A 5,360-nucleotide genomic window follows, 5' to 3' on the forward strand; every position below is an offset into this window, starting at 1 on the left:
CCTGTATTGACGTGTGCTGTATCAATTCCCATATGTATCCCCGTAAGGATATCTGTTTGTTAGTTGTCTCCGTCCATATCCATCTCTTCTTTTTTAACACCATACTTTTTTTGAATAAACTCCAGCATAAACGGCTGTGGCTTTCCAGTAAAAATTGGCTCAACACCAGTAGAATGTTCTACTAATTTCGTGAATGCACCATTGCCAGGAAGATACCCTCTCTCGCTTGGAAACGCATGGTCACTATTAGTAGAAATAAATGCCGCTCCTGCTCGCACTGATAAACAAGCCTGCGCAAGCTTCTCATAATTCACTTGATGGTCTATTCCCATTACGACAACTTCCGCTAGCTCATCAGTCGTCTCAATCCCAACAGAGGCAAGGGCATCGCTGAGTCCCTCTTCCCCGATCATGAAAACACTTTTTGCAGGATAATGCTCTGCAATATAATTAGCTGCAGCAATACTAGAAGAAATGATTTGCTCCTCAGATGTTTGAATTTCCATCTTTGCGAGCTTCTGCTGTAATTGCTTTTGAGTCATCGATGAATTATTTGTCACAAAGAAAGGCTCGATTCCTTTATTTTGCAAATAATGAACAAAATCGACAGCTTCACGAATTGGTGTTTGTCCCTTATAAACAGTTCCATCTAAATCTAAAAAGTATCCTTTATAGGCGGACATCGGAGTCCTCCGGTAAAAATGCCGAAACTGGTCCAAGTTCGTTAATTAAATAATTTTCTACTCTTTCAGGGAACTGTTTTAAATAAGGAAGGTTTTCCACCAATACGCTTTCTAATTGTTTATGGTCAACGGAAAAGAAATGTCTTACAAGCTCTTTTCTCATTTCAATCACAGCTTTTAAAGGGGCATCCATTTCAGGTGTAATAACTTTTTCATCGGTTAAAATATCAATTATATCGTCATAGCCACCTGGATCTCTCATGATGAAGCCATCAATCATAGAATTACCTACATCTATAACAGACTCAATCATATTTTGTCCAACTCGCTCCAGGGCTAACTTGGTAATTTCGTTTTCATTCCAGTCTTTATTGCCATCAATTAACACTAACAATTCTCTCATATGCTTTAGTGTCATTGCTATACTTTTACGGTCCACAAAATACATGGTACAGCCTCCTAATTTCTTGTTTTCGTTGATATCTACTTCTATTCTATAGTACCATAATTGTTAGGTAAGGAAGGAGTGTCAAGGGTGGAGCGATTCTTTTTATATGATGATGTCGAAGATACAAAAACAAGATTTGTTGGATTTACAGGCGAGTCTCAGCGTTACGACTTAGCGATCGTACAGAGCTCTCGATTTTTTGGAAAAGTTCTTGTAATGGATATACAATACAATCGGTCAGCCATCATAGGTTCAGATGATGTAGAAGAACCGGGCTACCTAGAGCATATTTTTAATAGATCCGAAGAGGAAGCATTAGAGCTTAGAGAATATTTAAGAGAATTACTGAGTTAATGATGACCCTGATATAATCAGAAAAGTTCTCTGTACACGTTTGGGAGAAAGCATCTCTTAAATGGTTAAGTTATAATGCACAAAAAAATGAGCTGGAAGCTATGCTTCTATGCTCATTTTACTTATTTACCCCATCACGTTCGCGATTGTTCAAGTCCCCTGTGTTCTATAATCAAATTTATCCTTGTCAACCTGTAAATATTTTTCTTCAATCTTTAAAGTGTCATCCCCTACCCACATAATGTCTAATGCTTTATCTACATAGTCATAATAAATCATTTCTTTCTTTTTCGTTTCATTGTTAATTATGTCTACTCTTACATTTTTATAATCTATAAATCTAGACATATGATATACCTGAGCTTTAAAATCGCCATTTGGAGAGTGTACGGTTTGACCAGGATGTCCTTGAGGTAAGAAATTAGGATTAACCATCCAACTACTCCAAAAAACTGCCGATGTTATGCCTAAAATACTCATAGAAACAAAGACTTTTTTAGGAAGGCCTTTTGGTTTCTTGCGAATGAATTTAATTGAAATTAGTACTATTAAAAGCACGATAGTAAAAAGGGTTGAACCCAGTCCTACAAAAACTAATAGATTAAAAAGCGTATTGTTCAATATTGAGCACCAACCTCATTAATAATAAGTCGTATATTTCCACCTAAGCACTGGTTATATATAGTTAATTCTAATCTTCTTTTGACTCAAAAGTAATTTCTATCTCATTCAAAAAGGCTAGGACAGCTGTTTTCATCTGTTCGACACCAGGTTGTTCTATAGGAAAATGGCCAGCTCCTTCTAAAATTACACATCTCTTCTTACATTTCAGTCGTTTATAAAAAGATTCACTTAATTTAAATGGCGTCATCGGATCTACTTCAGGATGGACAAGTAATATAGGACAAGCATCAAAATATTCAGGTTCAATAATTGGTTTCGCATTTAAAAAGGTTCTTAGAAATCGCAAAGGAATTTTTGTCCCCGCAGCTCGAGAATCTTGAATAATTAGTTTCGTCAGCTCATAATTATTTGTGATTAACTTCATTCTTGATACTTTAGAAACGGAGATCAGAAACGAATCTAATACAAGAGGGACGCGATCCAACGTGAATTTACCTAGTCGGCTAATTAACTTATTGGGGGCAATTTGATCACGAACCCTCTGATTACTTGTATCTACAAAAGTCGTAACAATCAAACCTTTCACTTGCTTACTCATACTAGCCACATGATATGCTAGCATGCCTCCGATACTTGCCCCTAATAAAACAATTGGCTTACCGTCTCGATTGAATTCCTGTTTAATAAACTCTGAAATTATTTCTATCCAATCATAGTATTCCATAGATTTCACTGACTCGGTGTAACTAAGACCATAAGGAGGAAGGTCTGGAGATACAACATCATATCCATATGCTTGTAACATCAGAGCATAGGGAGCCAATAGTCGCCCGTTTCCACCTGCACCATGTAGTAAAACAACTTTAATGTTCGAATCCAAAGCAGTCATTCGATCTAGATGTTATGATAGTCATTCCAAACCCACCATTCTTCAGCAGGTAGGTTATTGTCATTTATACGCAATTCTTCAGGAAAAAATCTCTGATAATTCTTCCAGTAAACTTCTGTTTCATTGTATGCTAAACGGTTAGTGTTTGAATTCACTCTCTTTCCTCCAAATAGTATTTTTATAGCAATTACTATTTCTCTTATAACATATTAACACACTAAATATTTCCAAACATAGATATGGAAAGATTATTGAGCATCTCAACTTGTTGTGTTTGAACCTTATCACCTTCATATGAGCGGAAATCATTTTTTCCTTTCAATTAGGTAATTGAAAGAGGTATAACCAAAAGAATAGAGAATTAATATTTATTACTGCTATATAGGAGGAAATAATAAAATGAGAGGACTTTTACTGGGAATCGTATGCTTAATAGGTATACTTGTTGGTTGCGCTGATCAGTCAGACACAGATCAAGCCAACGAAATTAACAAGCTTAAAAAGCAACTAGAACAACTTTCATTAGAAAAAGACAATCTAAAGGAGGAAAAAACCACACTGGAGCTGGCGATGAATGAAGAAGTGAATAAAGATTATTCTATGATTCTCGCAAAAGATATTGAAAAGTATCCTGTTGCACTTTATAAAACAACTAAAATCGACATCGATGGCGATGGTGAAGATGAAATAATTGAATTGCATGTAGATGCAGGAAAAATGGAGAACGGCCGTTATGCATGGGATGATGGGCAGAAGTGGTTGTTGGTCGTTAAAGACGGTGATAAAACCTATCCTCTTTTTGATGAATATGTTCAATTAGGCTATATAGATTTTAGTACAACCATTTTTGAAAGAAAACCATTAATCGTCATGATTAAAGCGCAGCACTCTGATAGAACTGTACAGAGTTTCAAATTTGATAAAGATGAACACGGATACTTGAAAGAAACATTTTATAAGAAAGAAAACACAAATAATCACTATAATGAGACCGCATCTTATGCCTTTTTTCAGGAAGCATTTCAATTCATAGACATGGCTTTTACAACTAACGCTTCCTTTATTCAAGAAAGTGAGAAAGATCTTCAAGATGAGGAAAAGAGATGGCTGGCCATCGGTCCAATGCTAGAGAATATAAGTAATGCAGAGAGATTGTTGGAGATGGCCACTAACCTAAATCCAGAGCTAAAAGTCTCTTTAGCAAACCTAATCAACTTACTTTACCAAATCGACAACAAGCCACCAACATCCGAGCAGCTGAATCAATTAAAATCAATACAAGATGTGTTCAAGGAAATAGATACAGCTAATTTAATCTTAGAAGAAGAGAATATAATACACCCTGAGATTGTTGAACTGGTAGAAAAAGTTAATATTATTCTTAATAATAACGCTGCAACTAACTCTTAATGACTTATTCTATTATTTGCTCCAGCAAATTTCCAGCAGTAAGTCCAAACACTATGATGTTATGAGAAAAGGCTATGTTAAAGGTAAAGGCTGATTTTAAATAGATATAAAAATGAGCTAGGATAATTCTCCTGGCTCATTTTTCAAATCTAACTAACGTTTTTTCAGGCATTTCAATCTGTTCAATGTCAAAGTTATTGATTCGAAGCGTTATCTCATCTACCCGCTTATCAGCCTCTTCTCCGACCCAACAACTATACAGTTCAAAATAATCACCTCTATCAATGTAACTGTCCATAATTTTACACAGTTCAATTAGTTTTTCTTTGGATTCGGCACATGTATTTTGGTTGATATATTGCGAAATCTCTATTCCCCAGTCACTTGATATTTCGTAAACAAAAGGAGTGGTAAATTGATGTTTTTTCACATCTCGTTGGTTATACTTATCTGAAAAACAGTTTCCTATTATAATCAAATCTTCTGACCCTTCATCGCTCAGAGGGATTTCTACATTACATCCAATATAGCTTGCTAAGCTCAATGCACTCTCTCCTTCCTGCTACCCGTTAGCATAACATTATCCCAAGAAAAATTCATTTGCTATCAGTAATATTCCTTCGTTTATTTTTTCTAATATAAGTTTTTTCTTCTCGAAATTAGAAAAATTCCAGTAACAATTAAAATCTAATAATACATTTACCTCAGTAAATCCTTCCGTAGTTTTAGGTACAATACTATGCATAGCTAAATCATTTACACATCTAATCATTATTTTTTTTGTTTTTTCTGTCTTAAAACTTCCTAATAAATCCAAATATAACGCTGCAATACATCTTACTTCATCACCAAATTTAACTTTATTTTCTTTCCAATTTTTTTCAAAATCTAATCTTACTGCTTCTTCTTCTTCAGTTAAATTGTGATTGGACATCACATCAAGGATGTATTC

Annotated in this window: 9 protein-coding genes; 2 read left to right on the top strand and 7 right to left on the bottom strand. The window is 34.9% G+C overall.

Annotated features, from left to right (window positions below; translation table 11 throughout):
* Positions 1 to 59: 59 nt before the first annotated feature.
* Positions 60 to 683 carry an HAD-IIA family hydrolase gene (locus tag AC06OU_RS15530; RefSeq protein WP_475856976.1) on the bottom strand — a complete coding sequence of 208 codons (624 nt, stop codon included), beginning with the start codon at positions 681 to 683 and terminating at the stop codon, positions 60 to 62.
* Positions 670 to 1,131, bottom strand: a complete 462-nt coding sequence (locus AC06OU_RS15535; RefSeq protein WP_251556621.1) for a DUF86 domain-containing protein — start codon at positions 1,129 to 1,131, stop codon at positions 670 to 672. The genes AC06OU_RS15530 and AC06OU_RS15535 overlap by 14 nt, the downstream gene beginning before the upstream one ends.
* An 87-nt stretch (positions 1,132 to 1,218) precedes the next feature.
* On the opposite strand from AC06OU_RS15535, the gene AC06OU_RS15540 reads away from it, so the two are divergent.
* Entirely contained in the window at positions 1,219 to 1,485 is a 267-nt protein-coding gene (locus tag AC06OU_RS15540; protein ID WP_169359644.1) for a DUF3055 domain-containing protein, read from the top strand.
* A gap of 150 nt (positions 1,486 to 1,635) precedes the next feature.
* Here the strand turns inward: AC06OU_RS15540 and AC06OU_RS15545 are convergent, their stop codons facing one another.
* From AC06OU_RS15545 to AC06OU_RS15555, 3 genes are all read right to left on the bottom strand, one after another.
* On the bottom strand, positions 1,636 to 2,106 hold the full coding sequence (locus AC06OU_RS15545; RefSeq protein ID WP_475856978.1) for a DUF5412 family protein: 471 nt from the start codon (positions 2,104 to 2,106) through the stop codon (positions 1,636 to 1,638).
* A gap of 70 nt (positions 2,107 to 2,176) precedes the next feature.
* Positions 2,177 to 2,989: an alpha/beta hydrolase gene (locus AC06OU_RS15550; RefSeq protein WP_475856980.1), complete on the bottom strand. Its 813-nt coding sequence runs from the start codon at positions 2,987 to 2,989 to the stop codon at positions 2,177 to 2,179.
* Positions 2,990 to 3,003: 14 nt separating this feature from the next.
* Complete coding sequence (locus AC06OU_RS15555; RefSeq protein ID WP_475856981.1) at positions 3,004 to 3,153, bottom strand: hypothetical protein; 150 nt, start codon at positions 3,151 to 3,153, stop codon at positions 3,004 to 3,006.
* 244 nt (positions 3,154 to 3,397) lie between these two features.
* On the opposite strand from AC06OU_RS15555, the gene AC06OU_RS15560 reads away from it, so the two are divergent.
* The gene (locus tag AC06OU_RS15560; RefSeq protein ID WP_475856983.1) at positions 3,398 to 4,408 is read left to right on the top strand and encodes a hypothetical protein; all 1,011 of its coding nucleotides are present in this window, start codon (positions 3,398 to 3,400) and stop codon (positions 4,406 to 4,408) included.
* 136 nt (positions 4,409 to 4,544) lie between these two features.
* On the opposite strand, the gene AC06OU_RS15565 is transcribed toward AC06OU_RS15560, so the two are convergent.
* Both AC06OU_RS15565 and AC06OU_RS15570 read right to left on the bottom strand, forming a co-directional pair.
* Positions 4,545 to 4,952, bottom strand: coding sequence for a hypothetical protein (locus AC06OU_RS15565; RefSeq protein WP_475856985.1), 408 nt, complete (start codon positions 4,950 to 4,952; stop codon positions 4,545 to 4,547).
* Positions 4,953 to 4,988: 36 nt separating this feature from the next.
* The coding region (locus AC06OU_RS15570; protein ID WP_475856987.1) for a hypothetical protein at positions 4,989 to 5,360 on the bottom strand (372 nt) is incomplete at its 5' end.

Source organism: Psychrobacillus sp. (assembly GCF_056205495.1).

Coding starts and splice junctions, on each gene's coding strand:
- AC06OU_RS15530 (WP_475856976.1), bottom strand. CDS start 683: ATGTCCGCCTATAAAGGATACTTTTTAGATTTAGATGGAACTGTTTAT.
- AC06OU_RS15535 (WP_251556621.1), bottom strand. CDS start 1,131: ATGTATTTTGTGGACCGTAAAAGTATAGCAATGACACTAAAGCATATG.
- AC06OU_RS15560 (WP_475856983.1), top strand. CDS start 3,398: ATGAGAGGACTTTTACTGGGAATCGTATGCTTAATAGGTATACTTGTT.